1 protein-coding gene is annotated in these 340 nt (G+C 53.5%); it reads left to right on the forward strand.

Features of this window, described 5'->3' with window-relative positions:
- Positions 1 to 102: 102 nt before the first annotated feature.
- Positions 103 to 340, forward strand: a 238-nt coding sequence (locus RZR99_RS33185) for a transposase (protein ID WP_323123874.1), incomplete at its 3' end; no start/stop codon positions are given.

The raw sequence follows: 340 nt of genomic DNA on the forward strand, positions 1-340 counted from the left end.
TTGATCCGCTTTAGGAATTCTGGACCAATCCGAGTGCGAGTTTTGCGGCAAACTTGACCCTGAACCAGGAGGTCGTTTGTCAAGAAACGGAAACGCTTTTCGATCGAACAGATTGTGGCCGTGCTGAAGCAAGCCGAACTGGGGATGCCGGTGGCCGATGTGATCCGGCAGGTCGGTATTTCGGAACAGACGTTCTATCGGTGGAAGAAGCAATACGCCGGGATGCAGTCTGATCAGGTACGCGAACTCAAGCAGTTGCAGGACGAGAATGCGCGGCTGAAGAAGCGGGTCGCCGAATTGAGCTTGGACAAGGCCATCTTGCAAGACGTAGCTGCAAAAA

The sequence above is a fragment of the Burkholderia alba genome (assembly GCF_034721475.1).
Lineage (GTDB): Bacteria > Pseudomonadota > Gammaproteobacteria > Burkholderiales > Burkholderiaceae > Burkholderia > Burkholderia alba.